This is a genomic window from Clostridium massiliamazoniense, from assembly GCF_001403635.1.
In the GTDB taxonomy this organism is placed as follows: domain Bacteria; phylum Bacillota; class Clostridia; order Clostridiales; family Clostridiaceae; genus Sarcina; species Sarcina massiliamazoniense.
The window spans coordinates 473013-498615 of sequence record NZ_LN879466.1; the positions used below are offsets into that span (position 1 = coordinate 473013).

General features: G+C 27.4%; 23 protein-coding genes. 17 read left to right on the forward strand and 6 right to left on the reverse strand.

Annotated elements, in window-relative coordinates; genetic code table 11:
- The first annotated feature begins 110 nt into the window (after nt 1-110).
- On the forward strand, nt 111-1343 hold the full coding sequence (locus tag ARA19_RS03110) for an MFS transporter (RefSeq protein WP_055069484.1): 1233 nt from the start codon (nt 111-113) through the stop codon (nt 1341-1343).
- A gap of 139 nt (nt 1344-1482) precedes the next feature.
- Here the strand turns inward: ARA19_RS03110 and ARA19_RS03115 are convergent, their stop codons facing one another.
- Nucleotides 1483-2193, reverse strand: a complete 711-nt coding sequence (locus ARA19_RS03115) for a pirin family protein (protein ID WP_055069485.1) — start codon at nt 2191-2193, stop codon at nt 1483-1485.
- A gap of 178 nt (nt 2194-2371) precedes the next feature.
- Nucleotides 2372-2803 carry a MarR family winged helix-turn-helix transcriptional regulator gene (locus ARA19_RS03120; protein WP_055069486.1) on the reverse strand — a complete coding sequence of 144 codons (432 nt, stop codon included), beginning with the start codon at nt 2801-2803 and terminating at the stop codon, nt 2372-2374.
- Nucleotides 2804-2961: 158 nt separating this feature from the next.
- On the opposite strand from ARA19_RS03120, the gene malQ reads away from it, so the two are divergent.
- Nucleotides 2962-4440 (forward strand): 4-alpha-glucanotransferase, encoded by a 1479-nt coding sequence (malQ, locus tag ARA19_RS03125; RefSeq protein WP_055069487.1) that lies wholly within the window; start codon nt 2962-2964, stop codon nt 4438-4440.
- 47 nt (nt 4441-4487) lie between these two features.
- Nucleotides 4488-4784, forward strand: a complete 297-nt coding sequence (locus tag ARA19_RS03130; protein WP_242862379.1) for a DUF3955 domain-containing protein — start codon at nt 4488-4490, stop codon at nt 4782-4784.
- 651 nt (nt 4785-5435) lie between these two features.
- Here ARA19_RS03130 and ARA19_RS03135 read toward each other — a convergent pair.
- A complete protein-coding gene (locus ARA19_RS03135; protein ID WP_242862380.1) occupies nt 5436-6506 on the reverse strand; it encodes a threonine aldolase family protein in 1071 nt (356 codons plus the stop codon).
- 301 nt (nt 6507-6807) lie between these two features.
- Between ARA19_RS03135 and ARA19_RS03140 the strand changes: the two genes are divergently transcribed.
- A complete protein-coding gene (locus ARA19_RS03140) occupies nt 6808-7704 on the forward strand; it encodes a DUF368 domain-containing protein (RefSeq protein ID WP_055069488.1) in 897 nt (298 codons plus the stop codon).
- A 149-nt stretch (nt 7705-7853) separates the two neighbouring features.
- Here ARA19_RS03140 and ARA19_RS03145 read toward each other — a convergent pair whose 3' ends face one another.
- The gene (locus tag ARA19_RS03145) at nt 7854-9248 is read right to left on the reverse strand and encodes a sensor histidine kinase (RefSeq protein ID WP_055069489.1); all 1395 of its coding nucleotides are present in this window, start codon (nt 9246-9248) and stop codon (nt 7854-7856) included.
- Nucleotides 9248-9916, reverse strand: coding sequence for a response regulator transcription factor (locus ARA19_RS03150; RefSeq protein ID WP_055069490.1), 669 nt, complete (start codon nt 9914-9916; stop codon nt 9248-9250). The genes ARA19_RS03145 and ARA19_RS03150 overlap by 1 nt, the downstream gene beginning before the upstream one ends.
- A 603-nt stretch (nt 9917-10519) precedes the next feature.
- Here ARA19_RS03150 and ARA19_RS03155 point away from each other — a divergent pair.
- The 7 genes from ARA19_RS03155 to ARA19_RS03185 all read left to right on the forward strand — a co-directional run bounded on the left by ARA19_RS03155 (nt 10520) and on the right by ARA19_RS03185 (nt 18873).
- Nucleotides 10520-10840, forward strand: coding sequence for a (2Fe-2S)-binding protein (locus tag ARA19_RS03155; RefSeq protein WP_055069491.1), 321 nt, complete (start codon nt 10520-10522; stop codon nt 10838-10840).
- A 343-nt stretch (nt 10841-11183) separates the two neighbouring features.
- On the forward strand, nt 11184-12341 hold the full coding sequence (locus ARA19_RS03160) for an iron-containing alcohol dehydrogenase (protein WP_055069492.1): 1158 nt from the start codon (nt 11184-11186) through the stop codon (nt 12339-12341).
- A gap of 201 nt (nt 12342-12542) precedes the next feature.
- Complete coding sequence (locus ARA19_RS03165) at nt 12543-13244, forward strand: ABC transporter ATP-binding protein (protein WP_055069493.1); 702 nt, start codon at nt 12543-12545, stop codon at nt 13242-13244.
- Nucleotides 13231-15729, forward strand: coding sequence for an ABC transporter permease (locus ARA19_RS03170; RefSeq protein WP_055069494.1), 2499 nt, complete (start codon nt 13231-13233; stop codon nt 15727-15729). Before ARA19_RS03165 ends, ARA19_RS03170 begins: the two co-directional genes overlap by 14 nt.
- Before the next feature lie 437 nt (nt 15730-16166).
- Nucleotides 16167-16856 (forward strand): response regulator transcription factor, encoded by a 690-nt coding sequence (locus tag ARA19_RS03175; protein ID WP_055069495.1) that lies wholly within the window; start codon nt 16167-16169, stop codon nt 16854-16856.
- A gap of 11 nt (nt 16857-16867) precedes the next feature.
- Nucleotides 16868-18115: a sensor histidine kinase gene (locus ARA19_RS03180; protein ID WP_055069496.1), complete on the forward strand. Its 1248-nt coding sequence runs from the start codon at nt 16868-16870 to the stop codon at nt 18113-18115.
- 575 nt (nt 18116-18690) lie between these two features.
- Nucleotides 18691-18873: a hypothetical protein gene (locus ARA19_RS03185; RefSeq protein WP_055069497.1), complete on the forward strand. Its 183-nt coding sequence runs from the start codon at nt 18691-18693 to the stop codon at nt 18871-18873.
- 147 nt (nt 18874-19020) lie between these two features.
- On the opposite strand, the gene ARA19_RS03190 is transcribed toward ARA19_RS03185, so the two are convergent.
- Nucleotides 19021-19656 carry a biliverdin-producing heme oxygenase gene (locus ARA19_RS03190; RefSeq protein WP_055069498.1) on the reverse strand — a complete coding sequence of 212 codons (636 nt, stop codon included), beginning with the start codon at nt 19654-19656 and terminating at the stop codon, nt 19021-19023.
- Between the two features lie 535 nt (nt 19657-20191).
- On the opposite strand from ARA19_RS03190, the gene sufC reads away from it, so the two are divergent.
- From sufC to ARA19_RS03220, 6 genes are all read left to right on the forward strand, one after another.
- Nucleotides 20192-20929, forward strand: a complete 738-nt coding sequence (sufC, locus tag ARA19_RS03195) for a Fe-S cluster assembly ATPase SufC (protein WP_055069499.1) — start codon at nt 20192-20194, stop codon at nt 20927-20929.
- Nucleotides 20930-20949: 20 nt separating this feature from the next.
- Nucleotides 20950-22362 (forward strand): Fe-S cluster assembly protein SufB, encoded by a 1413-nt coding sequence (sufB, locus tag ARA19_RS03200; RefSeq protein WP_055069500.1) that lies wholly within the window; start codon nt 20950-20952, stop codon nt 22360-22362.
- Complete coding sequence (gene sufD / locus ARA19_RS03205) at nt 22362-23441, forward strand: Fe-S cluster assembly protein SufD (RefSeq protein ID WP_055069501.1); 1080 nt, start codon at nt 22362-22364, stop codon at nt 23439-23441. The genes sufB and sufD overlap by 1 nt, the downstream gene beginning before the upstream one ends.
- A gap of 24 nt (nt 23442-23465) precedes the next feature.
- Nucleotides 23466-24692, forward strand: a complete 1227-nt coding sequence (locus ARA19_RS03210; RefSeq protein ID WP_055069502.1) for a cysteine desulfurase — start codon at nt 23466-23468, stop codon at nt 24690-24692.
- Nucleotides 24693-24697: 5 nt separating this feature from the next.
- A complete protein-coding gene (gene sufU / locus ARA19_RS03215) occupies nt 24698-25123 on the forward strand; it encodes a Fe-S cluster assembly sulfur transfer protein SufU (RefSeq protein ID WP_055069503.1) in 426 nt (141 codons plus the stop codon).
- 125 nt (nt 25124-25248) lie between these two features.
- Nucleotides 25249-25581 carry a hypothetical protein gene (locus tag ARA19_RS03220; protein WP_055069504.1) on the forward strand — a complete coding sequence of 111 codons (333 nt, stop codon included), beginning with the start codon at nt 25249-25251 and terminating at the stop codon, nt 25579-25581.
- Nucleotides 25582-25603: the final 22 nt, after the last annotated feature.

The window sequence follows — 25603 nt, forward strand, 5'->3', positions numbered from 1 at the left end:
AAAGTAACGTTTTATCAAAATATCTTTATTCACAAGTAAATCATTTATTGTTATTATTGAAAATTATCGAGGGATTTTTAAATTAATGATAGATTAGAGGTTTTTTGAAAATGAAAAAGAAAATATTTACTAAAGATGAGATGGTATTCATAATACTTATAGGCTTAGCTTTAGGATTTAGGCAAATTGCCATGAATTTAATTACTCCTTTTGTTGGAGTATATTGTAGTTCTTTAGCTGATGGAACTTTAACTTTAGCAGGAATAGCTTTAGGTATATTTGGTTTAACTCAAGGGTTATTTCAAATTCCTTTTGGTTCATGGAGTGATAAGTACGGATATAAAAAGATGATTTTAGTGGGAGTTGGCATAATGATAATAGGTGTTCTTATTGCTACTTTTGCTAACAATGCTTATGTATTTGTGGCAGCGAGAGCACTTCAAGGAGCAGGAGCTATAACTTCAGCTGGTTATGCTTGGCTTTCAGGAAGTATAAGCTTTGAAAAAAGGGCAGATGCTATAAGTATAGTTGGAGTAATTGTTGGAATATCATCAGCCTGTGCTCTGGGTGGAGGACCTATATTAAGAGAATTTATGTCAGTAAGGGAATTATTAATGTTATCATCTATAGTAATAATAATCATGTTTTTCTTGATTTTATTTTTCTTAAAGGATTTAGAAAAAGAGAAGGATAGAAATGAGGAAAAACAAGAAAAAGTAAAGATAGAAAAAGGAGAAGGAAGTGCATATTTAAGAAAGATATTAAAAAATAAATGTTATTTAGGAATAATAGTAGTAGCTTTTATAAATGGTTTTGTAGGAATATCAGGGATGTTTATAATTCCTGAATATGTAAGCAGAATAACAAGTATTCAAAATATGTGGATGGTATTTACTCCAGCCATAATAATAGCTGTTATAATAATGAGATTTTCAACAAGGTTTATAAAAAGGGGATATGGAAAAGAACTAGCAGTGGTAGCAACTTTATGTCTTCTAGGTGGAACTTTATTATTTCTAGGAAGTAGCAGAATAATATTTGTAGGTTTTGGAGCTTTAGTAATTCTTACAGGGTATAATATATTATTTAGTTTAATACCAACAACAGTAAATTTAATATCTATAAATAAATTTAGAGGAGTAGCCAATGGAGCTGCTAATTTATCTTTTTATGTAGGAGATTTTATAGGGACAACTACTATAGGAGCATTGTGGAATAAACATTCAAATTTAGCACTTTACGTATTGATTTTTGGATCATTTCTAGCGGTATTATTTAGTATTTTTATAATACCAACATTTAAGAAAATACAAGAAGTTAAGGAAGATGTAAAAGTGGCATAAAAGTAGTTAATCAAAACTTAAGCGAGTGGTCATAACTGATGAATCTATATAGCATCTAAAAAGCAAAGAGGATGTATCATAATTTGGTACATCCTCTTTTGGATTAATTAACTTTAAGGGAGTAGGATTTATTTATATATTAATCTAAAATAGCTTTTCTCATTTCTAGAACTAAGAAATGGGAGTTGCTTTTAGCATTAATAGTTAAGTTTTCTTCAACTATTTCCATAGCATCTCTTTCATTAAGTTTAACAGAATTAATTATAGAATCACCTTCAATTTGAACTAAGTATGCTTGTCTATTTTTAGCAACATCAAAAGTAGCAGTTTTACCTTCTTCTAGGTAAAGTGAGTAGATGTTCATATCTTGGTGAATTTTTATAGGAGCATCTCCTTCAGTTGATGAAACCATATGGAGCCAGTTATTAACTCTGTCATCCCAATTGAATTTCATATCACCATAGTTAGGTTGGTAGTTCTTAGCATCAGGGTAAATCCAAATTTGAAGTAATCTTAAATCATCTTTTTCTTCCATATTATACTCACTATGATAAACACCTGTACCAGCACTCATGTATTGAACTTCTCCACGCTCAAGAGTTCTTTCATTGCCCATACTATCTTTATGAGTTAATTTACCAGAAACTAAGTAAGTAACTATTTCCATGTCTCTATGAGGATGTGTAGGGAATCCACTTTGTGGATGAATTATGTCATCATTAAGAACTCTAAGAGAACCAAAATTTATATTAAGTGGATTGTAGTATTCAGCAAATGAAAAGTGGAATGAGCTTTCAAGCCAACCTAGATTACTTTTACCCATATTTTTGTTATAAATTTTTTTTATCATGTGTAAGACTCCTTTATATATCAATTTCAAATATCATTAATTAGTGATATTTGAATAAAAATAAATTTCTTATTTATTATTTCTTAGTTGCGATTTATTATTCCTTTACCCTAAGGATAGTAAATGAATTTAATAATATCATTTACTTATCCACGTAAAAGGTAAAGAGAGTATTTTCTTATTGTATTTTTTTTAATAATCTTATTAGTTCCTTTTTTTCTTCCTTACTTAATTTAGAAAGGCTATCATCAATGTTTTTAAAATGGTCAGGAAGGATTCTGTTTAAAAGTTCAATTCCCTTATCAGTTATTGAAATAAAAGAAGATCTTTTATCATTTGGATTAGGAATTTGTGTTACATATCCATCTCTTTTTAAGTTTTTTATTACAACAGTGACATTGCCAGAGGTTGTTAAAATTCCGTTTATGATGTCGCAGATTGTCAAATCTCCTTTACTATAAAGAATTTCTAAAACGCCGAATTGACCTAAGGTTAAGCCACCTTCTTTTATAGCAATTGCCTCCTTTTTAGATAGTCTGTTATTAGCTCTTCTAAAAGCAATTAAAGTGCCTAATGAAAGAATATTTTTATTTATTTTACTTTTTTCCATGTCTTAATTTTATCACTAATTAGTGATAAATTCAAGAGTGTTTTTAAAGAAAATAAATGGTAATATTCAAATATTTAAAATAATAAATTATTAATATTAGCACATAGAGGAAAAGAGCATATTGTCTTGGAAAAAGTAAAAAAGTATGGAGGGTTATTATGAAACGAAGTAGTGGAATATTAATGCATATATCATCTTTACCAGGTAATTTTGGTATTGGAACCTTAGGAAAAGAAGCTTATAAGTTTGTAGATTTTTTAAAAAATTCAGGGCAAAGTTATTGGCAGATACTACCGCTAGGTCATACTAGTTATGGAGATTCACCATATCAATGTTTTTCAGCTTTTGCAGGAAATCCATATTTTATAGATTTTGATTTATTAGAAGAAGAAAATCTACTCTTAAAAGAAGATTACATTAATATAGATTATGGAAATGATGAAAATAAAATAGATTATGGAAAGATATATTATGAAAGAAAAAATATTTTAAAGAAGGCTTATAAAAATTTTTTGAACAAAAACCAGCAATTATTCACTAAGTTTAAGGAAGAAAATTACTTTTGGTTAGAAGATTATAGTTTATATATGGCTATAAAAGAAGAGTTTAATTTAAAATCATGGCAACAATGGGATGAAGATATAAGAATAAGAAAAAAGTATGTTTTAAGTTATTATAAAGTGAAGTTAAAAGATGAAATAAATTATTGGGCTTTTGTTCAATTTAAGTTTTTTGAGCAATGGAATAACTTAAAGGTTTATGCAAATAAAAAAGGAATAAAGATAATAGGAGATATCCCTATTTATGTAGCAGAAGATGGAAGCGATATTTGGGCTAATCCCAAAATGTTTAACTTAGATGAAAATTTAAAACCAAAGGTAGTTGCAGGATGTCCTCCAGATGCTTTTGCTAAAACAGGACAATTATGGGGAAATCCTATATATAATTGGACTTATTTAGAAAGTAATGCTTATAAGTGGTGGGTATTAAGAATAAAAGAGAGTTTTAAACTTTATGATGTGGTGAGAATTGATCATTTTAGAGGTTTTGAGTCTTATTGGGAAGTACCTTATGGAGATAAAACAGCTGAATTTGGAAGATGGGTTAAAGGACCTGGGATAAAGTTATTTAATACTATAAAAGATAAATTAGGAAATTTAAATATAATAGCTGAAGATTTAGGATTTTTAACACAGGAAGTTATAGACTTTAAAGATGAAACAGGTTATCCAGGAATGAAAGTACTTCAATTTGCTTTTGGTTCTTACAATAGTGGATATATGCCACATAATTATGAGAAAAATTCTGTTGCTTACACAGGCACTCATGATAATGACACCATAAAAGGATGGATAGATAAAGAAAGGAGTTCTGAAATATTTAAACAAGCTAAGGAGTATTTAGGATTAAATGAGGAGGAAGGATATAATTTTGGATTTATAAGAGGAGCATTTAGTTCAGTTAGTGATTTGGTTATAATTCCATTACAGGATTTCTTAAATTTAGGGACTGAAGCTAGAATTAACATTCCATCAACTTTAGGGGGAAACTGGACATGGAGAGTTGATAGAAAGTTATTAACAGAAGAATTAGAGAAGAAGATATATAAAATTACTGAGTTATATGGAAGATTATAAAAAATATTAAATTTTAAAATAATTATTTATTGTTTTTCAATAAAAACATGTTGAAAATGACAAAAGAAGTTGTTATACTTAAAGCAAATAAAGAAATAAGTGATGTTGGGGGAGGAAAACTAATGAAAAAAAATATTTTATATTCAAGTCCATTTATTATAGCTTTTCTTTGTATAGTAGCATTTAATTTAATTGGGAGTAAGATTATGCCAGATGGAACATTAGTAGAACCATTTTTCTTAATTCCTATAGCATATATATTCTTTTTTATTGGAATTATGGGTCTTGTAGGAAGAGGAATTTTTTCTATAGTGAGTTCATTTAAAAATAAAAAAGTTATTTAGCAAAGATATTTAAGAAGAAAGATAGAGGATATATCAAATTATAGATACATCCTCTCTGCCTTTTATCTAGCTATATAGGTTCATCATTTGTGACCACTCACCTACGTAAAGAAGATCTAATATTTTTTCTTATAATAGTTTCTAAAATTTCCAAACTCACTTTGTTTGACTGACAGTCCAAATCTATGATTTGGTAACTGGAAGTTACTCAGTGCGTTTAGCACTGAGCTTCTTTTAAAAGGAAACTCGACTCGCCTTGCTCGCTGAGTAAGTTCCTATAACTAAATCAAGATTTAGATAGTCACTTACGAAACTATTGTTCAAAAATAAAGAGCTTCTAGTACTAGTTCAATGGTCACAGCATTTTGTACCTATATAGCTATCTCGGCAGATAAAAAAATACATTTATCTCATAGCTAGAGGCTGTAATACTTCTATCTTCTATAAGTAGGAGATAAATAGCCTTACGCTTCTAGATAACTACGACTAAGCATTCAGATGGAGTTAAAAAACTCCACCTGAATTAAGTTTACGTTTATAATTTATAAAAGTAATATAAAAGGTGCTGATTTGATACAGCACCCTTTTATTTTAAAAAACTATTTTAGGTCAGAATTAATAATGCTAGAATTTAAGAAAAATTAAATTTGCTTATTTACATAGAAATAATTTTACATCTTCTATAAATTCTTCTACAGCACTTTCTTTTGTTGCCCATGAGGTACATAGTCTTATGCAACATTTATCATCACCCATTGGAGACCAATAAGTTATGTCATAAAGGTTTTGGATTTCCTCCAATAACTCATTTGATATTATAGGGAAAATTTGATTTGTTGTTGAATTATTTAAAAATTCTATTCCAAGATTTCTAAGTCCTGAATTAAGTTGTGATGCCATTACATTTGAGTGTCTTGCTAAGTCAAAGAATAAATTTTCTTTGAATAATTCTACAAATTGTATTCCTAATATTTTTCCTTTAGCTAGTAAAGCACCTCTTTGCTTTATATTATATCTAAAGTCTTTCTTTAACTGTGGATTGTTTATTATAATAGCTTCACCTATTAAAGCGCCATTTTTAGTTCCACCTATGTAAAATACATCTGTATATTTACTTAAATCTTCTAGAGTTAAGTCATTTTCTTTTGAACAAAGGGCAGAACCAAGTCTTGCTCCATCAAGGAAAAGATAAAGGTCATTTTTTTTACAGAAATCATAAATATTTTTTAATTCTTCCTTAGTATAGATTGTCCCAACTTCTGTTGAGTTAGATATATAAACCATTTTAGGTTTTACCATATGTTCATCAGTATGTTCTTTTAATATTTCTTCTATGTCTGTAGTTCTTAATTTTCCATCATTTCTAAGTTTACCTGCACAAACTTTATGTCCAGTTGCTTCAATAGCTCCAGTTTCGTGAACATTTATGTGTCCAGATCCAGTTGCAATAACTGATTCAAAAGGTCTTAGAATTGATGAAATAACAATTAAATTTGCTTGAGTTCCACCAGGTACAAAGTGAATATCAACAGATTCATTGTTTAATTTTTTTATAAGTAAGTTTTTTGCATTTTCACAGTATTTATCATAACCGTAACCAGGAGTTTGTTCTAAATTACTTTCTATTAAAGAATTTAAAATAGAAGGATGAGCACCTTCACTATAATCATTTTTAAAACTATATTTTATATTATTCCTATTGTCATTCATAGCATATGACATATTTTTATTCCCTCCATTTGCAAGCTTATTTATTAAATTATAGCATTTTTTTTGTATAAAAATATAATTTTATGTAAACTTATTAATTATTCTTTGAGTTTATTGCATAAATACACGTATAATAATTCTATACATATATAAAATTAGCAACGATTAAAAAAAATTAATCTAAACTTAACAAGTACTTAATGAAAAAAGTTGTTAAAATATGTATTATTAAGTATGTGGATAGATTTTTGAATCTAAAAGTTACTTAATATTAATTGCTAATTTTTTTAAAATTTAGGAGGGAACTAGTGAGATGTACGTTATAAATTTTATAAGGGGATTTTTCATGGCTCTAGCAGATAGTGTTCCGGGAGTGTCAGGTGGAACAATAGCTTTTATTTTAGGGTTTTATGATAATTTTATAGACTCATTAAATTCTTTAACTTCTAAGAGTAGCAGCAAAGAAAAGAAGAAGGAATCTATAATTTTTTTATTTAAGTTAGGTATTGGTTGGATAGTTGGTATTGTGCTTTCAGTAATATTTTTGTCATCAATATTTGAAAGCCATATATATGCAATAAGTTCAGTATTTACTGGATTTATAATATTTTCAATACCACTTATAATAAAAGCAGAAAAGAATAATATTAAAGATAAATATGCTAATATAATATTTTTGATAATTGGTGTAATAATAGTGATTGCTATAACATATTTTAATCCATCATCAGCAAATGAGGGAATAAATTTAGCAATGTCAAAACTTTCAATAGGAACAGTAATATATGTATTTATATGTGGAATGATAGCAATATCAGCAATGGTTTTACCAGGAATATCTGGTTCTACACTATTATTAATATTTGGGTTATATGTACCAATAATAAGTTCTATAAAAGCAGTATTAAAATTAGACTTGCAATATGTACCAATATTAATTGTCTTTGCATTAGGGATAATAATAGGAATATTAACAACAATAAAAATTATTAAATATTCTTTAGTTAATTATAGATCTCAAATGATATATTTAATATTAGGTTTAATGGTAGGCTCAATATATGCAGTATTTATGGGACCAACTACTTTAGAAGCACCAAAAGCACCAATGAATTTAAGTACATTTAACTTTATATATTTTATACTTGGTGGAGCATTAATATTAGGGCTTGATAGATTTCAAGACATCTTAAAAAAGCAAAATAAGTAAAATAATATTTCCAATATTATAAATGAAATTTTCAAAAAAGGGATGTATCAAATTACAGATACATCCTCTTTACTTTTTAGCTAGCTATCTAGGTTTATCATTTATGCAAAGAAGCTTTAATATTTTTATTTGATGATTAGTGAATTTCTTTAAATTGGAAAGTGTATAGTGAATTTAGTACCTTTGCCTAGTTTACTTTCTATATTTATTTTGGAATTATAGTTTTTAATTATAGTTTTAGCTATAGATAAGCCAAGTCCAAAGGACTTTGTATCTGTACCAGTTCTAGCTTTATCAACTCTATAAAATCTTTTCAAAATAAATGGTAAATCTTCCTCACTGATTCCTATACCGTTATCGGAAAATTCTAGGGTCGTTTTTTCTTCACTTGAATATAGTGTTATTGTTATTTCTTTTATTTCTTTGTCATTATATTTTATAGCATTATCTATAAATATAATTAAAAGTTGTTTTAAGTCATCTTTTTGAATTTTTATTAATATGTCTTTCTCTATGTTGAGTTTAAATTCAATATTTGAATCTAGTATTTGATAATGATCAACTAAATCATTGATTAAACTTTCTGGTGAAAGTAAAGGTATTTTCTTTTTTGTGAAATCTTCTTTTTCTTTTTTTGAAAGTACTAAAAGAGTATTTACCATGTTATTTAATCTTTCTACTTCTTCAAGACATATATCTAAGGATTTCTCTAGTCTTTCCTTATCATTTTTTCCCCAACGTTTTATTAACTTTAGATGTCCTTGTAGGGCTGTTAATGGTGTTCTAAGTTCATGAGAAGCATCTGATACAAATCTGCTTTTGTCATTAAAAACAGCTTCTAATTCATCCATCATAGAGTTAAATATTTGGTTAACATCATCAAATTCGTCTTTAACTTCTGAAATTTCAATTCTCTCTTTTAAATTATTCTCTTGAATTTTTTTCATTGTCTTTGATAATCTACGAAGTTTTCTTACAAACCTTTTAGAGATATAAAGAGCCATTGAAATACTCAGAATTATTGCTAATATTGTAGATAGAACTAATAGTGGTAAGTAGCTTTCTAAAAATTCATCAAAGCCCTTAATTGGTTGAATTATTTGAATCATATAATCAATGCCATTTATGTCCATTGGAGAACTTAGTACAAGATATCTATTATAGTTAATTAAGTAAGTATCTATGTATAAACCAGTATTATAATCTTCATAGAAATATATTGAGTTCCAATGATTAAATGGTGTTTGATAAATTATTTTTTTGTCTAAATAGATTCTAAAGCTTTCATGATTTTTTTTCATTTCTGTATCTAATACTTCATAAGAACCTGATAAGGCATCAATATCTTCGTTAGATGAAAGTATATATTGAATTTCACTATATCTATTTTTTAAAGTATTTCGTTGAGTTGAAATAAAGAAATAATTTAAACTAAGAAGTTGAACAGCTGTATAAGCTAATAAAAGAAATATTGTGACTAAAGATGTACCAATAGCTATTTCAAGGGATATTGGAAGCTTTAATTTTTTTCTTATTCTATTCATTAGGAACGCATTATATATCCAACAGAACGAATTGTTTGGATATATTCCTCTTTATCTTCAGTATTTAATTTATTTCTTAAATATCTAATATAAACATCTACAACATTGGTTTCAGGATCATAGTCATAACCCCAAACATTTTCTAATAAAGTATCTCTTGATATTACAGTATCTTTATTTTCTATTAAAAATACTAAAATTTCATACTCTTTGTTTGTTAATGAAAGTGATTCGTTGCCCTTTTTAACAGCACGGGAAGTTCTATCTATAACAATGTCTTTAAATTTTATAATTAAATGATTATCAGTTTGAAGTCTTCTAAAAATAACTTGTATTCTAGCAAGAAGTTCTTCAATAGCAAAAGGTTTAACTAGATAATCATCAGCACCAAGTTGAAGTCCAAAAACTTTATCCATAACTTCTCCCTTTGCACTTAATATTAACACAGGGGTATCTTTTTTTAATTTTAATTTTCTACAAACTTCAAAGCCACTTAAAGATGGAATCATTAAATCGAGAATTATTAGGTCATAATCATTGTTAAGAGCTTCTATTAGTCCCTCTTTACCATCATTGCAGACTTTTGTTTTGTATCCTTCATATTCTAATTCCATTTCTAAAAAATCAGAAATATTTTTTTCATCCTCAATTATTAGTATATTTTTCATTTCCTTTTCCTCCAAAGTAAAAAAAGTGTACTATGCAGTACACTATAAGATAATAGATAAATTTATATATTTATACTTATTATATATTTAATTTCATAAATAATCTATCACTGGATATGGTGTTAAAAATTAAATAGATAAATTACAAAATTAAATAAAAATTGAGATTTGAATTATAGGAAATTTCCTATAAGTAAGTGGTGAAATAATTATATTATTATTATATATTCTTTAAAAAGAATATTCATTGGAAGAAAATTAAATGAAGATTAGAAATCCTTAATAATAGAAAATTATGTGTGATTTCAAGATGAAATATTATTTTTTAAAACAAAAAAGATAAATTTATCTTTAAATTAACATAATATTAATAAAAAAAATAAAATATTTTTATTTATTGATTAAAATTATATATTATAAATTATAAGTTTTAAAAAATATATTTTTAATTCAATATAAAAAAATACATAGATATTTGATAAGAATTATATGATATGATATTATATTATTCAAAGAAACACGAGGGACTTTAAATTGTGAAATTAGTTTATGTGAAAATATGTTGTTTTATAAAATAAGATTAAAAGTATGGAGGAACAGATAATGGCTGCAAATAGAGTAATATGTCATTGTAAAAACGTTGATTACGTAACAATAAGAAAGGCAATGATCGAAGGTGCTAGAACTGTAGAAGAAATAAAAGAAAAAACAGGAGCAGGTACTGGTTGTGGAGCTTGTGTGGGAGAAATAGAAAAAATATTAGCTTCAGTATGTGGATGTAAAAATGTTTCACTTCAAGAAGTTGTAGATGCTGTTAACAATGGAGCAGATACAGTAGAGAAAGTTGGAGAAGTTACAGGAGCAGGTACTGGTTGCGGAAGATGTAAAGCTCTAATAGAAAATGTTATAGAAATAAAAAGATAATATATAATTTAAAATTGTATTAAAGTATGAGTTTATAATGCTTTAATACAATTTTTTTATTATTAATATTACAGAATGATAATATAAGTTTTATCTAAAATTTAAATAGGCTTAACTTTATATAAATTGAGCCTTAGTTTATAAAGAAAATTACTTTTGAATGAGTAAAAAATATTATGGTATATAGATTAGAATTATAGGAAAAATATTTAAGTGATAAAAAAATATGTTGACTTGGAGTTTACTCCAAGTTGTATACTATAAAACAAGAAGATATTGAATCAACTTGAATAAAATGTTTTAGTTGATTATGAGAAATAATAAAAAATGGAGGTAGCAAAAGATGAATAATTTTAATTTTTACAATCCAACACAAATAGTTTTTGGAAAGGATAGACTAGGAGAATTAAATAATCTAGTACCAAAAAATGCAAGAGTTCTTGTTACTTATGGTGGAGGAAGTGTTAAAAAGTTTGGAACTTTAGATAAGGTTTTAAAAGCTTTAGAAGGAAGAGAAGTTTTTGAATTTGGAGGAATTGAACCAAATCCAAGATACGAAACTTTAATGAAAGCTGTTAAGGTTGTTAAAGATGAAAATATAGATTTCTTACTAGCTGTAGGTGGTGGTTCTGTTATGGATGGAACTAAATTTATTTCTTTAGCATCACAATATGAAGGAAATGCCTTAGATTTATTAAGTGATAGAATGGCAGCTGCATCTTTAACTAAGGCTTTACCACTTGGAACTGTTGTTACTTTACCAGCAACTGGTTCAGAAATGAACTGTGGAGGAGTTGTTACTTCAGAAATTGGAAAAAGAGGATTTAGAAATCAATTAGTATTCCCTAAGTTTTCTATATTAGATCCAACATTAACATTTACTTTACCTAAGACACAAGTTGCTAATGGAATAGTAGATACATTTATTCATGTTGTTGAACAATATGTAACTTATCCAGCAGAAGGAAGATTCCAAGATAGAACAGCAGAAGGAATTCTTCAAACTTTAGTTGAAATAGGAAAAGCAACTATAGAAAATCCAGAAAATTATGAATTAAGAGCAAACCTTGTTTGGTGTGCAACAATGGGATTAAATGGACTTATAGGAGCTGGAGTACCTCAAGACTGGAGTACTCATATGATGGGACATGAATTAACAGCAGCATTTGGAATAGACCATGGTAAAACTTTAGCAATACTTCAACCAACAATTTGGGATATAAGATTTGAGAAGAAGAAAGCAAAACTTGCTCAATATGCTGAAAGAGTTTGGAATATAACAACAGGTTCAGAAGAAGAAAGAGCAAGATTAGCTATAGAAAAAACTAGAGAATTCTTTGAAAGTCTAGGGATAAAAACAAGATTAAGTGATTATGGAGTAAAAGCAGAACAGTTAGATGCAGTTGTTGAAGCTTTAAAAGAACATAAGATGACTAATTTATCAGAAACTGGAGATTTAACTCCTGATATTGCTTTAGAAATATATAAAGCATCACTATAAGATTAAAACAATATTTTAATTGAAAATTCTAACTTTTAGAAGAGCATCTCAAGGTGAATTTTATTTCACTTTGACGAGGCTCTTTTTTATTTAAAAATATTTTAGTTTATTACAAATCTGTAATACTTCTTTAGGATGAATTGTAATTTAGGAATTTTACTATTAGTTTATGGAATTCATATAAAGAGGGAGGAATTAGGTTTGAGTATTTTAGAGGTTAAAAATCTTTGTAGAATATATGGTAAGGGAGAAAATAAGGTTGAAGCATTAAAAAATGTTACATTTAACGTTGAAAAGGGTGAGTTTGTTGCTATAGTTGGAGAGTCTGGTTCAGGAAAATCTACATTATTACATCTTTTAGGGGGACTTGATAAGGCAACTAGTGGCGAAGTTTTTATAGATGGAGAAAATATATTAAATTTAAATGATAATAATCTAGCTATTTTTAGAAGAAGAAGTATAGGTTTTGTTTTTCAATTTTTTAATCTTGTACCTATTTTAAATGTTGAGGAAAATATAAAGGTTCCAGCACTTCTTGATAATAAAAAAGTAGATGATGAGTATTTTGAAGAAATATTGAAGATATTAAAGCTTGATAAAAGAAGAAAGCATATTCCAGCAGAATTGTCAGGAGGGCAACAACAAAGGGTTTCTATTGCAAGAAGTCTTATAAATAAACCGGGAATAATTTTAGCTGATGAACCAACAGGAAATCTTGATTCAAAAACAAGTAAGGAAATTATAGAACTTTTAAAAATTAGTAGCAAAAAGTATAACCAAACTCTTATAGTTATAACCCATGATTTAAAAATAGCAGATAAAGCAGATAGAGTTATAACTTTAGAGGATGGGGAAATTGTGAGTGTAAGGGATAAGAGAGGTGTTAATATTGAAAACCTATAGGGATATTACAAAAAGATACCTTTTTGAAAATAGAGGAAGAACTATAACTACTATATGTGGAATAATTTTATCTATATCTCTTATAACTGCTATTATGTTTTTTACTAAAGGAATACATCAAGGTTTTATAAATAGGGAAATTGATGCAAGTGGAGCATATCATATAGCATTCACAGGACTTTCAAAGGATGAACTTTCTAGAATGAGTGCACATCCTGCTGTTAAAAATGTAGGATTATTTAATAATTTAGGTCTTATAACTGCAAATAATGGAGAATATGATTATAAGTTTTTATTAAATGAAGTAACAAGTGGAGAGGAGCATTTATTTCCTTATGATATAGTAGAGGGACGCTTTGGAAAAAATGAGTCAGAAGCGGTTATAGACAAAGTTACTATAAAGGAAATGAGGAAATCTATAGGTGATAATGTAACTATAGAAGCTAATGGAAAAAAATCTAACTACAAAGTTGTTGGAATAATAGATAATGAAGCACTTAATGAAGCAAAAAAAGAGGGAAGTATAGTAATATCTAAAAGTAATGTTTCATTAGGAGAAGAAACTTTAGCAGCTTTTGAAGGGAAAACAAAGGGATTAAGAAAAACTTTAGATGAGCTTAAAACTATGACATCTAAGGAAGGAAATGAAAATAATTATTATTTATCTTATATTGGTGCAGGGAAAGATATAAAAAGAAATGCAGCTATAGTATCAATGGCAGTAATTATAATTTCTCTTGTTATAGTAAGTACAGTATTAGTTATAAAAAATTCTTTTTATATAAGTATAGTTTCAAGACTTAAAGAGTTTGGATTGTTAAAAGCTATAGGGGCAACTACAAAGCAGCTTAGGTCTATGATTATAAAAGAAGCAAATATTATTGCATTAATATCAATTCCTTTTGGTTTGTTTTTTGGAACTATAGCCATAATAGTTGTGGAAAAAGTTTTATATATGATATCTGACCAAATTTTAATAAATATTAAAATAGAGTGGTGGATTTTAGCTTTAGCAGCTATTTTAGGTTTTGTAACAACTTATATATGTGCTTTTCTTCCTACTTTAGAGCTTAAAAAGATATCAGCACTTGAAGCAATTGATAATAGAAATGGAATAAAGAAAGAAAAAATAAAAAGAAGAAAACATAGTTTCATAGAAAAGTTTTTTAATATAAGAACTGTAATGGCTTATAGAAATATAAAAAGAAATAAAAGAAGATATAATTCTACAGTTTTAGGTCTTACTATAAGTATGATAATATTCATTGTCTTTTCTAGTTATATGAGAATTGTTATGAATGATACTTTAGGATATACAGAAGCTAGTTTAGATACTCCAGATATAACAACTTATATTTATAATAATGAAAAAAGTAAAGTAGATTCTTTATTAAATGAACTTCAAAAGATTAAAGGAATAACTATATTTGAACATAATAGTCTTGGTACAGGGCTTTTGGGACAAATAATTAAAAAGGATAATCTTAATAAAGAAATTTTTAATAAAGATAATAATTATATGTCAAGAAATGAGCTAAATAAAGATTATGACATTCTTGCTCCTGCTATTTATAGTACAGAGTTAAGAGAAGATACTATTTCTGTTTTAGATAAATATTTAATTGAGGGTAAAATAAATTTAGAGGATATGAAAAAGAATAATGGAATTATAATAGTTAACAATAGGTTTCATTATCTTGAAAATAAATTTAGAGGAAGAGTTTCAAATTTAAAAGTTGGAGATAAGCTATATTTAGATAGTTATTTTAATATTGAGTATGATGAATCTGGAAAAATTAAAAATTATAAAAAGGATGGAGTAAAAGAATTTAATGTAGTTGCAATAGTTGATGAACTTCCAACAGGATTAGAGACTTATGATTATATAGTGGATAATAATAGCATAAAAGAACTTTTAGGTGATAATTATAATGATTGCTTAGACCTTGATAGTATTCAAATAAGAATAACAGATTATAACAATAAGGAATCTATACACAATAATATTAAGGAGATATTTGAAAAGTACAGTGTCAATTATTATGATGAAAAAGAGGCTATGAAGGAAAGTAACGAATTTATAAATCAAATTAGATTTTTAGTCTATGGATTCATAATTGTTTTAGGGCTTATAAGCTGTACTAATATTTTTAATACTATGTCCACCAATATAATTTTTAGAAGAAGAGAAATTGCTTCCCTTAGGGCAATTGGTATGAGTAAAAAAGAAATAAGAAATATGATTATGAAAGAGGGAGCTTTATATGGAATTATAAGTTTAATTTATGCAACTATAATAGGAACAATAATAAACTTTATGTTATATAGGAATCTCTTAACAATAACTAATTTTAAATTCGTTATACATTTTGATGTAATATTATTTATTGGTATAATTGGAACTTTAGTAGGTGTTATAGCATCTTTAATACCTCTTAGAAAAGTAGATCATAGTTCTATTATAGAAAATTTAAAGGGTGAATAAAATTCTGACTTTAAACTAGCTATATAGTATCACAGCAGAGAAAGATAATTTTCTAAGGCTATGTTCAAGAATAATGTTGATTATCTAACAAAAAGTTAAATGGATCTTAATAGATCCATTTAACTTTTTAGTTTAATATTGATTAATTTATATATTTAATTAAATATGTAATAATAGATTATAAAATTAATTTATATCAATAATTCTTTATAAATTAAATATTAGTTTATATTATTTTAATATTACAATAAGGGAAAATTTGTTATTATTAAATTATGCTTTATCTGATAGCTAGAGGCTGTAATACTTCTATCTTATATAAATAAACAGCATCACGCTTCTAGATAACTACGACTAAGCATTCAGATGGAGTCAAAACTCCACCTGAATTAAGTCTACGTTTATATGAAAGGTAATGTGATAAAGGGGGATTATGGGTGAGTAAGGTTTTACTTTTAGAAGATGATGATGCGCTTGCTATGGCAATAGAATTTAATTTAGTGGATGAAGGATTTACTGTAAGTAGAGTAGGAACTGTAAAGGAAGCAAAAGAGAAGTTTTCTGAAGAGTTTCATATGGTGCTTTTAGATGTTATGCTTCCTGATGGAAGTGGATATGATGTATGCAAATATATAAGGGAAAAAAGTAATGTTCCTATAATATTTTTAACTGCTTGTGATGATGAAGTTAATGTTGTTTTAGGCCTTGAAATAGGAGCTGATGATTATATAACTAAGCCTTTTAGGGCAAAGGAACTTATTACTAGAATGAAAGCTAATATAAGAAGGTATAAGTTATCATCAGGAAAAGGAATTATAAAAAGTGGTGATTTAGAAGTTAATATAAATAGTTGCAGTTGTAGTATTGATGGAGAAAATTTATCATTAACTCCAGCGGAGTACAAGCTTCTTCTTGTATTTTTGAAAAATCCTATGAGTGTTCTTAGTAAATCACAGCTTTTAGATAGTATTTATGATTATGATATGGCTTTAGTGGATGATAAAACTTTAGCTGTTTATATAAGAAGACTTAGAGAAAAAATAGAGACAGACTCAAGCTCTCCTCAATACATAGTAAATAAAAGAGGATTAGGTTACATATGGAATAAAAATGTAACAAGGCATTAGGGGGAGAGACAATGGATGTTTTTGAAAATAAGGAACTCTTGAAATCATCTAAGAATTTTATAATTTTAGGGGTTATAGCTTTAATTTTTATTAATATATGTAACTTATATATTTCTACAATATATAAAAAGGCATTTATAAATTATCAAGGAAGGACTACAGCAACTATTTTGGAGTTGTATCCAGAAGCAGAAGAGGCTGTTGTGAGAGCTATCACTAAGGGGCAAGATATAGAACGTGAAAATAAAGGGAAAGCTATTCTTAATAAGTACATGTACAGTGAGAATATTAAGAATGGGCTTTTTAATGATACTGTAGGAATAGGGAATAAGAGTTTTTATTTATTGAATGGTTTTATATTAGTTTTATTATCAATTTCTATATTTTTAAATTATAAAAGTCATAAGAAGATTTATGAAAAAATAGCTCTTATAGAGAAATGGGTTGATGACTTACTAACTAATAAGGAACAATTTAAAATAAGGGATATAGAGTCAGGAGAAATATCAAAATTACTTATGTCTATTAATAAAGTTAATAGAATTGTATGGGAAAGTCTTGAAAATGTAAAAAAGGAAAAGGAATTTTTAATTAACCTTTTATCTGATATATCCCATCAGCTTAGAACTCCTCTTAGTTCTATAATGCTCAATAATGAGCTTTTGTGTAAAAGGGAACTTAAGCGTGAAATGCAAATTAAGGTTTTAGATAGTAATGAAAAACAGCTTGTAAGGATGCAAACTCTTGTAGAAAATCTTTTGAAACTTGCAAAACTAGATGCTGGAGCTATAAAATTCAAGAATGAAAATACTCCAATAAAAGAGTCAGTTGCAGGAGCAGTAAATCATTTGAAGGAAATTGCTGAAAGTAATGAAGTTACCATAAGTATTAGAGAGGAAAGCAAAGGAAGTAATAATCTTTATTATGATAAGTTTTGGATGGAAGAAGCTCTTCTGAACATTATTAAAAATTGTATAGAGCATTCCTATGAAAAAGGAGAAGTAAGCATTACTATAAGGGAGGAAAATATCTTTACTAGAATAATAGTTGAAGATAAAGGAGAAGGAATACATAGTGATGAAATTGATTATGTATTTAATAGATTTTTTAAGAGTAGTAGAAGTAAAAAGAGAGATAGTGCAGGCATAGGTCTAGCATTAGCTAAAACCATAATTGAAGGACAAAATGGAAATATAAGTGTAAGTAGTGAAATTGGGGTAGGAACTAAATTTGAAATAGCACTTTTACAAAATTATTAAAACTTATTAGTTATTATAAGGATTTAAGCCATCTTTTAGATAAAAGGTGGTGTTATTTTTATAGATATATTTTTATCTGTCTATATAGCTAGCTAAAAGACAGATAGATGATATATCTTTATTTATTAATGTGTTCTATATACTAATAATTTAAGTATCGCAAAAGCTAGATATAATAGTAAAAAAATTTCACTAATGTAGATTATTGCATTTGCCATTTATATATTCCCCCTTGGTTTAAAAATATATAAAAAATTATAATTATAAGTAAGTATTATAGGGTTATTAAATCATTACATTAAATTAAAAAAATTTAATAATAAATATATATTAAGAAATAAAATTTAAAAATTGATGAATAAAATGCTTTATATATTGTAATTGGAGGAAGATGTATTCTAAACTAATAGAAATTCATAAACTAAGACTTAATTCAAGCTTAGCTGAATTTAAGCTGAAGTCATTTAGGGGGATGTATCTGTTTATCTCTAGTTTATAGAAGTTTGGAGTATTACAGACACTCGTCATCAGATAAATTTTATTAGGCTATGTGTCAAATATACAGGAGGATATTTATGGAATTACTTAGTGGTATAATGAGTTTGCTTATAATATTATTAGTAATAGTTCTTTGTGGAAATAATAATGGATCTGGTGGAACTTTCCATGGTGGAGATAACTCAAGTGGCGGATGTGATTTTTTTAGTAGTCACGACGGGTGCGATTGTGGGGATTTTGGAGACTGTGGGGGCGATTGAATTTTAAAATAAAAATACTACTTTTATAAATGTATTTTTTTATCTGTTGAGATAGCGATATAGATACAAATGAGGAGTCTATATAGCTAGATAAAAGGCAGAGAGGATGTATCTGTAATTTGATACATCCTCTTTCTTAATTTTATATTAAAATAATTTTGATTCTAATTCAGTTGATATTCCTATATTATATAAGTATGAATTTGCAATTTCATTTAAAAAAGCATTTTCTGTTTCAGCGTTTAAATTTATAGAAGATAATTTTATTCTATAACTAAAAACATAATCCTTTATATCTGTGATTTCTGGGAATTTATAATAGTTTAATCCCTCATCCTCTTGAATATAATTTTCTTTTACTACTTGATATATAGTTCTTCCTCCAAATAAATCTGCTAAAAATCTAGTATAAGCATGAGCAACAATTAAAATTGGATTTTCTTTTGAAATTTCTTCTATTCTTGAAACACAAGCTTTAGTTGAAGCTAAAAGTTCTAATTTAGCTACCTTATCCTTTAGGATATATTCTACATCTTTTTTTAATGCTTCAGAACGATATAATTCTGGAGTAATAAAAGGTTTTATGTCAGGTAAATCTTTAGAATTTTCAAGGGCATTTTCTATAGCTTTGTACACAGCCATGTAGTTAAATAAAAATTCTGCATATGTCTCTTTAGAAGCATTTCCATCTATAAGTCTTTTATTAAAGCCTGTTGATTCAGCAGCCTTATGTAAGTTTTTATTATTTTCTCTTATTTTTGATGAGAAATCTTGTAAATTCATGTTAATTCCTCCTAGCATATTATAAATATTGTTATTTAAATGATAATATTTATCAATTAAAAAATCAATAATTTATTTTATAAAATTTAAAAAAATGAAATTTTTTATTGATGAAAGAAAAATGATAATCTTTTATATTTTCATATAATTATAGAAATCATCATCAAAAAATAAATATTAGTCATTTTTAGTATTTCCGATTTTAAATTTTATATTGAAAATAGCTCAATAAAACTAGATAAATTTTAATATTAATTTATAAATAAATATATTAAAATTTTAATAAATATCTAAAAAATATAAAAATAAATGTTGAAATGATTTATTTTTTATCTAAAGTAAAGAAATTTTGAAAAAATTTTAAATTGCTATTTATTAATTCAGAGAAAAATAGTAGAATATAAATAGAGCAAAATTAAATTTAGAATAAATAGAGATTATTAAATATAGATTTGGAGCAGTTATAATACTGCTAATATTTTTAAAGTTAATTCAGAGTATTTTGATATGAATATAAGATTTAGGAGGAAGAAAGATGAAATTATTAGAAGTTAAGGGGCTTAAAACAGTAGCGGACGACAAAGAAATATTAAAGGGATTAGATTTAACTATTAATAAAGGTGAAGTTCATGTAATTATGGGACCTAATGGAGCAGGAAAATCAACTCTTGCAAATACACTTATGAGTCACCCAAGATATAAACAAGTTGCTGGGGAAATTATTTTAGATGGTGAGGATATATCAAATCTTAAAACTGATGAGAGAGCTAAAAAGGGTTTATTTTTATCATTCCAAACACCAGAAGAAATTCCAGGAGTAACAGTTGAGAATTTCTTAAAGACTGCAAAAAGAGAAATTACAGGAGAACCAGTTAAATATCTTAAGTTTAGTAATGAACTTAAAAAAATTAGTGATAGCTTAAAAATAAAGAATGGATATTTAAGAAGATACCTTAATGTTGGTTTCTCAGGAGGAGAAAAGAAAAAGAATGAAGTATTACAACTACTTGCATTAAATCCTAAAGTTGCAATACTTGATGAAACAGATTCAGGTCTAGATGTAGATGCAGTAAGAATCGTTTCAGAAGGAATTAAAATGTTTACTAATGAAGATAATGCAGTTTTAATAATAACTCATAATAATAAAATATTAGAAAGTTTAAAAGTTGATTATGTTCATGTTTTAGTAGATGGAAAAATAGTTAAAACAGGTGATGCATCACTTGCAGATGAAATTCAATTAAATGGTTTTGAACAATTTAAAAATAACTAAGATGAGGGGAGGGTACATTAATGGAAGACAATAAAAAAAGAACTCAAATTCAAGAAATGAATAGAGGAATTTACGATATAAAGAACAAAGATGAATTTAGTTATAAAACAGATAGAGGACTTACAAGAGAAATAGTTGAAACTATTTCAAGAGAGAAAAATGAACCAGAATGGATGAGAGATTTTAGATTAAATGCTCTTGAAGTTTACAATGAAATAGATTTACCAACTTGGGGACCAGATTTATCAGCTCTTAATATGGATAACATAGTAGCTTATGTTAAACCAAAAGGAAAGCTTGCAGAATCATGGGATGAAGTTCCAGAAGAAATTAAAAATACTTTTGATCTTTTAGGAATACCAGAAGCTGAGAAAGAATCTTTAGCAGGGGTTGGAGCTCAATATGATTCAGAGGTAGTTTACCATAGTATAAAGAAAGAACTTGTAGAGCAAGGTGTTATTTATACAGATATGGAAACAGCTTTAAAAGAACACGAAGATATTGTAAGAGAATATTTTATGACTTGTGTACCTGTCCATGATCATAAATTTGCAGCACTTCATGGAGCTGTTTGGTCAGGAGGTTCTTTTGTATATGTACCAGAAGGAGTTCATGTTGATATACCACTTCAATCATACTTTAGATTAAATTCACCTGGAGCAGGACAATTTGAACATACTATGATTATTGTAGAAAAGGGAGCCAGTCTACATTTTATAGAGGGATGTTCAGCTCCTAAGTATAATTTAACTAACTTACATGCAGGATGTGTAGAGTTATTTGTAAAAGAGGGAGCAAAACTTAGATATTCTACTATAGAGAACTGGTCAAAGAATATGATGAATCTTAATACTAAAAAAGCTTTAGTAGATAAAGATGGAACAATTGAATGGGTATCAGGTTCCTTTGGTTCAAAGGTTTCTATGCTTTATCCAACAAGTGTATTAAGAGGTGAAAATGCTAAGTCAGAATTTACAGGAGTATCTTTTGCTGGTGCAGGACAAGATTTAGACACTGGTGCAAAGGTTATTCATGCTGCTAAAAATACATCTTCTACAATAAATTCAAAGTCTATTTCAAAGGATGGTGGAATTGCAACTTATAGAGGTTTAGTTAAAGTTACACCAGGTGCTGAAGGATCAAAATCTACAGTTTCTTGTGAATCATTAATGCTTGATGATTTATCAAAATCAGATACTATACCAGTTATTGATATGGCTACTGATAAGGTAGAAATGAGTCACGAAGCTAAAATAGGAAAAATTAGTGATGAGGCAATATTCTATTTAATGAGTAGAGGTATAAGTGAAGAAGAAGCGAAAGCAATGATAGTTAGGGGATTTGTTGAACCTATATCAAAAGAATTACCACTTGAGTATGCAGTTGAGATGAATAATTTAATTACTCTTGAACTTGAAGGGAGTATAGGATAATGAGATTTGATAATTTAAATAAAATACCTGTTAGAACAGCAGTAATACAAGAAGTTAATGATATTTCACTTAATATAAGTGAATTTAAAATAAATGAATTTAATAATTTTAACATAGAACCATTAAAAGAAAATGGAGTAGAAATTAAAAGTTTAGAACATAATAGTGAACTTTTAAAAGATTTAAAATATGGAGTTTCTAAGGAACTTTTAGAAGAAGTAGATAAAAACTTTACTAATGGAATTGTTTTAGAAATTGCAGATAATATTGATGTAAAAGAAAATATTGTTTTAAATTTCAACATGGACAGTAATAATAACACTTTAGTAGATAACATAGTTATAGTTGCAGGTAAAGATTCTAAGGCTAACATAATTATTAAATATTCATCAGATAAGGATTTAGATGGATACCATAATGGTGTTTTAAGAGTTTTTGCAAAGGATAATGCAAATATAAAAGTTTCTAAGGTTAATTTATTAGGAAAGAATATTAAAAACTTTGATTCTAATATGTCAGAGGTAGGAGAAAATGCTACAGTTGATTTTATAGGAATTGACCTTGGAGGAAATAGCACAGTTACTAACTATGAAGCTATATTAAATGGAAATAAATCAAAGGCTGATGCAAGTGCTATATATGTTGGTTCAGATAATGAAAAAATAGATATGAACTATGTAATGACTATTAAAGGTGAGAAAGTTAACACAAATATTAATGTTAAAGGTGCTTTAAAAGATAAAGCTCTTAAAAACTTTAAAGGAACTTTAGATTTCAAAAAAGGAGCTAAGAAAAGTAAGGGTGCAGAAGAAGAGTATTGTATGTTACTTTCTGAAAAGGCAAGATCAAGATCAGTGCCACTTTTACTTTGTGAAGAAGAAGATGTATCGGGAGAACATGCTGCTGCATCAGGAACAATTGATGAAAATAAATTATTCTATCTTATGAGTAGAGGAATTTCTTATGAAGAAGCAAGAATTTTAATTATAAATGCTGCTTTTAATCCAATAATAGATAAAATCGGATCTGAGCATATTGAAAATGAAATTGTTTCTTATATTAAAGAAGTTTTAGCATAGGGTTATTAAGAAAGGGAGGTTAGTATGATAGATAGAAATTTTTATGAAGATTTTCCTACTTTAAGAGAAAAAGATGGGAAGAGAATTATTTATTTAGATAGTGGAGCAACAACACAAAAGCCTAATTCTGTTATTGAAGCAGTTGAAAAATACTATAAAGAAGAAAATGCTAATCCTCATAGAGGAGCATACAAACTTAGTATTAAAGCAACAGAAGTTTATGAAGGTGCAAGAGAAAAGGTAAGAAAGTTTATAGGGGCTGAAAAACCTCAAGAAATAATATTTACTAAAAATTCAACAGAGGCATTTAATCTTCTAGCTATGAGTTTTGGAATGAACTTTATAGAAGAAGGTGATGAAATTGTAATTTCTATAGCTGAACATCATTCTAACCTTATTCCTTGGCAAAATGTTGCAAGAGCTAAAAAGGCTGTGCTTAAATACTTATATGTTAATGAAAATGGTGAATTAACAGAGGATGAAATTAATTCTAAAATAACTAACAAAACTAAACTTGTAAGTGTTACAGGTGTTTCAAATGTATTAGGTATAAGAAATCCTATAGAAAAAATTATAGAAGTTGCTCATAATAATGGAGCAAAAGTTATTATAGATGGAGCTCAAATGGTTCCTCATAGTAAAGTTAATGTTAAAGAACTTGATGCTGACTTTATGGTGTTTTCAGGACATAAAATGTTAGGACCTATGGGAATAGGCGTTTTATATGGGAAAGAAGCTATTTTAAATGATATGCCACCATATACCTTTGGTGGAGATATGGTTGAATATGTTTATGAGGATACTGCTACATTTGCACCACTTCCAGCAAAATTTGAAGGCGGTACTCAAAATGTAGGAGCGGCAGCGGGACTTGCAGCAGCTATAGATTATCTTGAAGAAATAGGTATGGACAACGTCGAAAGAATAGAAAAAGATTTAATAGGCTATGCAATGGAAAAATTAAAGAAGCTACCTTATATTAAAATCTATGGTACAAGTGATATTGATAAAAAGGAAGGGGTAATATCCTTTGAGATGGATGGAGTTCATCCACATGATGTATCAAGTATATTAGATAATTATAATATAGCAGTTAGAGCAGGGAACCATTGTGCGCAACCTCTAATGAGATTCTATGGAGTAAATTCAACAACAAGAGCAAGTTTTTATTTTTATAATACTAGAGAAGATGTTGATAAGCTTGTAGAAGGGCTTGAAAAAATTTATGAGATGTTTAAGAAGTGGATGTGATTATTTTGGATTTAAATGAGATTTATACAGAACTTATAATGGAACATAATATGTCAAAAAGAAATAGAAGAGAGCTTGAAAGCTGTGATGTATGTGAAAAAGGGCATAATCCAAGCTGTGGAGATGAAATAGAAATAAAACTTAAATATAATGGAGATATTATAGAAGATATAGCTTTCACAGGAAAGGGATGTGCTATTTCTCAAGCTTCAACTTCTATGATGATAGACCTTGTAAAGGGTAAATCAAAAAATGAAGCAAAAGATCTTGTAGAAATATTTATAGCTATGATTAAGAGAGAAATAAATGATGAAGAGGAACTTGAAGTTTTAGAAGATGCTATGGTTCTTCAAAATATTTCAAATATGCCTGCTAGAGTTAAGTGTGCAGTTCTTGCTTGGCATACTCTTGAAGAAATGATGAAAAAGTAAAAAAGTTTTAGATAATTTTAAAAATTTCCTTGAGCTTTACCTAAGGTCATGGAGTATATTAAAAGTAGAAGGAGGAAGTCTTAGAGGTTTAAAACAATAAGAAGTTTCTAAGATTAGTTAACGATATGGATAAAAATATACAAAACAAAGTAGATGCTGTATACGGAGTTGTAGCAGATAAACATAAAGAAGATAAAACAAATATGGATGCAATGAAAGAGGTATACAAAGAAATGTATGCTAAGTTTGAAACTGCTAAAAACAATAATGCTTCATTAGAAGAAGTTTTAGAATTACATAAAGAAGTGTTCTTAAAGAGTGCATCAGTTAAAAGTGAAGATGAGTTAAACCCAGGACAAAAAATGGGACTAGCTGGACATATGAAATCAGTTGCTGGTAAAAGTGCTGAAGAATTAATAGCGATGGATATGGGAATACTTCAAAAGTTTATAGGATAAAAGTTAAAGAAGAGTGTTTCAA

Coding starts and splice junctions, on each gene's coding strand:
- ARA19_RS03110 (WP_055069484.1), top strand. CDS start 111: ATGAAAAAGAAAATATTTACTAAAGATGAGATGGTATTCATAATACTT.
- ARA19_RS03115 (WP_055069485.1), bottom strand. CDS start 2,193: ATGATAAAAAAAATTTATAACAAAAATATGGGTAAAAGTAATCTAGGT.
- ARA19_RS03120 (WP_055069486.1), bottom strand. CDS start 2,803: ATGGAAAAAAGTAAAATAAATAAAAATATTCTTTCATTAGGCACTTTA.
- malQ (WP_055069487.1), top strand. CDS start 2,962: ATGAAACGAAGTAGTGGAATATTAATGCATATATCATCTTTACCAGGT.
- ARA19_RS03130 (WP_242862379.1), top strand. CDS start 4,488: ATGTTGAAAATGACAAAAGAAGTTGTTATACTTAAAGCAAATAAAGAA.
- ARA19_RS03135 (WP_242862380.1), bottom strand. CDS start 6,506: ATGTCATATGCTATGAATGACAATAGGAATAATATAAAATATAGTTTT.
- ARA19_RS03140 (WP_055069488.1), top strand. CDS start 6,808: ATGTACGTTATAAATTTTATAAGGGGATTTTTCATGGCTCTAGCAGAT.
- ARA19_RS03145 (WP_055069489.1), bottom strand. CDS start 9,248: ATGAATAGAATAAGAAAAAAATTAAAGCTTCCAATATCCCTTGAAATA.
- ARA19_RS03150 (WP_055069490.1), bottom strand. CDS start 9,916: ATGAAAAATATACTAATAATTGAGGATGAAAAAAATATTTCTGATTTT.
- ARA19_RS03155 (WP_055069491.1), top strand. CDS start 10,520: ATGGCTGCAAATAGAGTAATATGTCATTGTAAAAACGTTGATTACGTA.
- ARA19_RS03160 (WP_055069492.1), top strand. CDS start 11,184: ATGAATAATTTTAATTTTTACAATCCAACACAAATAGTTTTTGGAAAG.
- ARA19_RS03180 (WP_055069496.1), top strand. CDS start 16,868: ATGGATGTTTTTGAAAATAAGGAACTCTTGAAATCATCTAAGAATTTT.
- ARA19_RS03185 (WP_055069497.1), top strand. CDS start 18,691: ATGGAATTACTTAGTGGTATAATGAGTTTGCTTATAATATTATTAGTA.
- ARA19_RS03190 (WP_055069498.1), bottom strand. CDS start 19,656: ATGAATTTACAAGATTTCTCATCAAAAATAAGAGAAAATAATAAAAAC.
- sufC (WP_055069499.1), top strand. CDS start 20,192: ATGAAATTATTAGAAGTTAAGGGGCTTAAAACAGTAGCGGACGACAAA.
- sufB (WP_055069500.1), top strand. CDS start 20,950: ATGGAAGACAATAAAAAAAGAACTCAAATTCAAGAAATGAATAGAGGA.
- sufD (WP_055069501.1), top strand. CDS start 22,362: ATGAGATTTGATAATTTAAATAAAATACCTGTTAGAACAGCAGTAATA.
- ARA19_RS03210 (WP_055069502.1), top strand. CDS start 23,466: ATGATAGATAGAAATTTTTATGAAGATTTTCCTACTTTAAGAGAAAAA.
- ARA19_RS03220 (WP_055069504.1), top strand. CDS start 25,249: ATGGATAAAAATATACAAAACAAAGTAGATGCTGTATACGGAGTTGTA.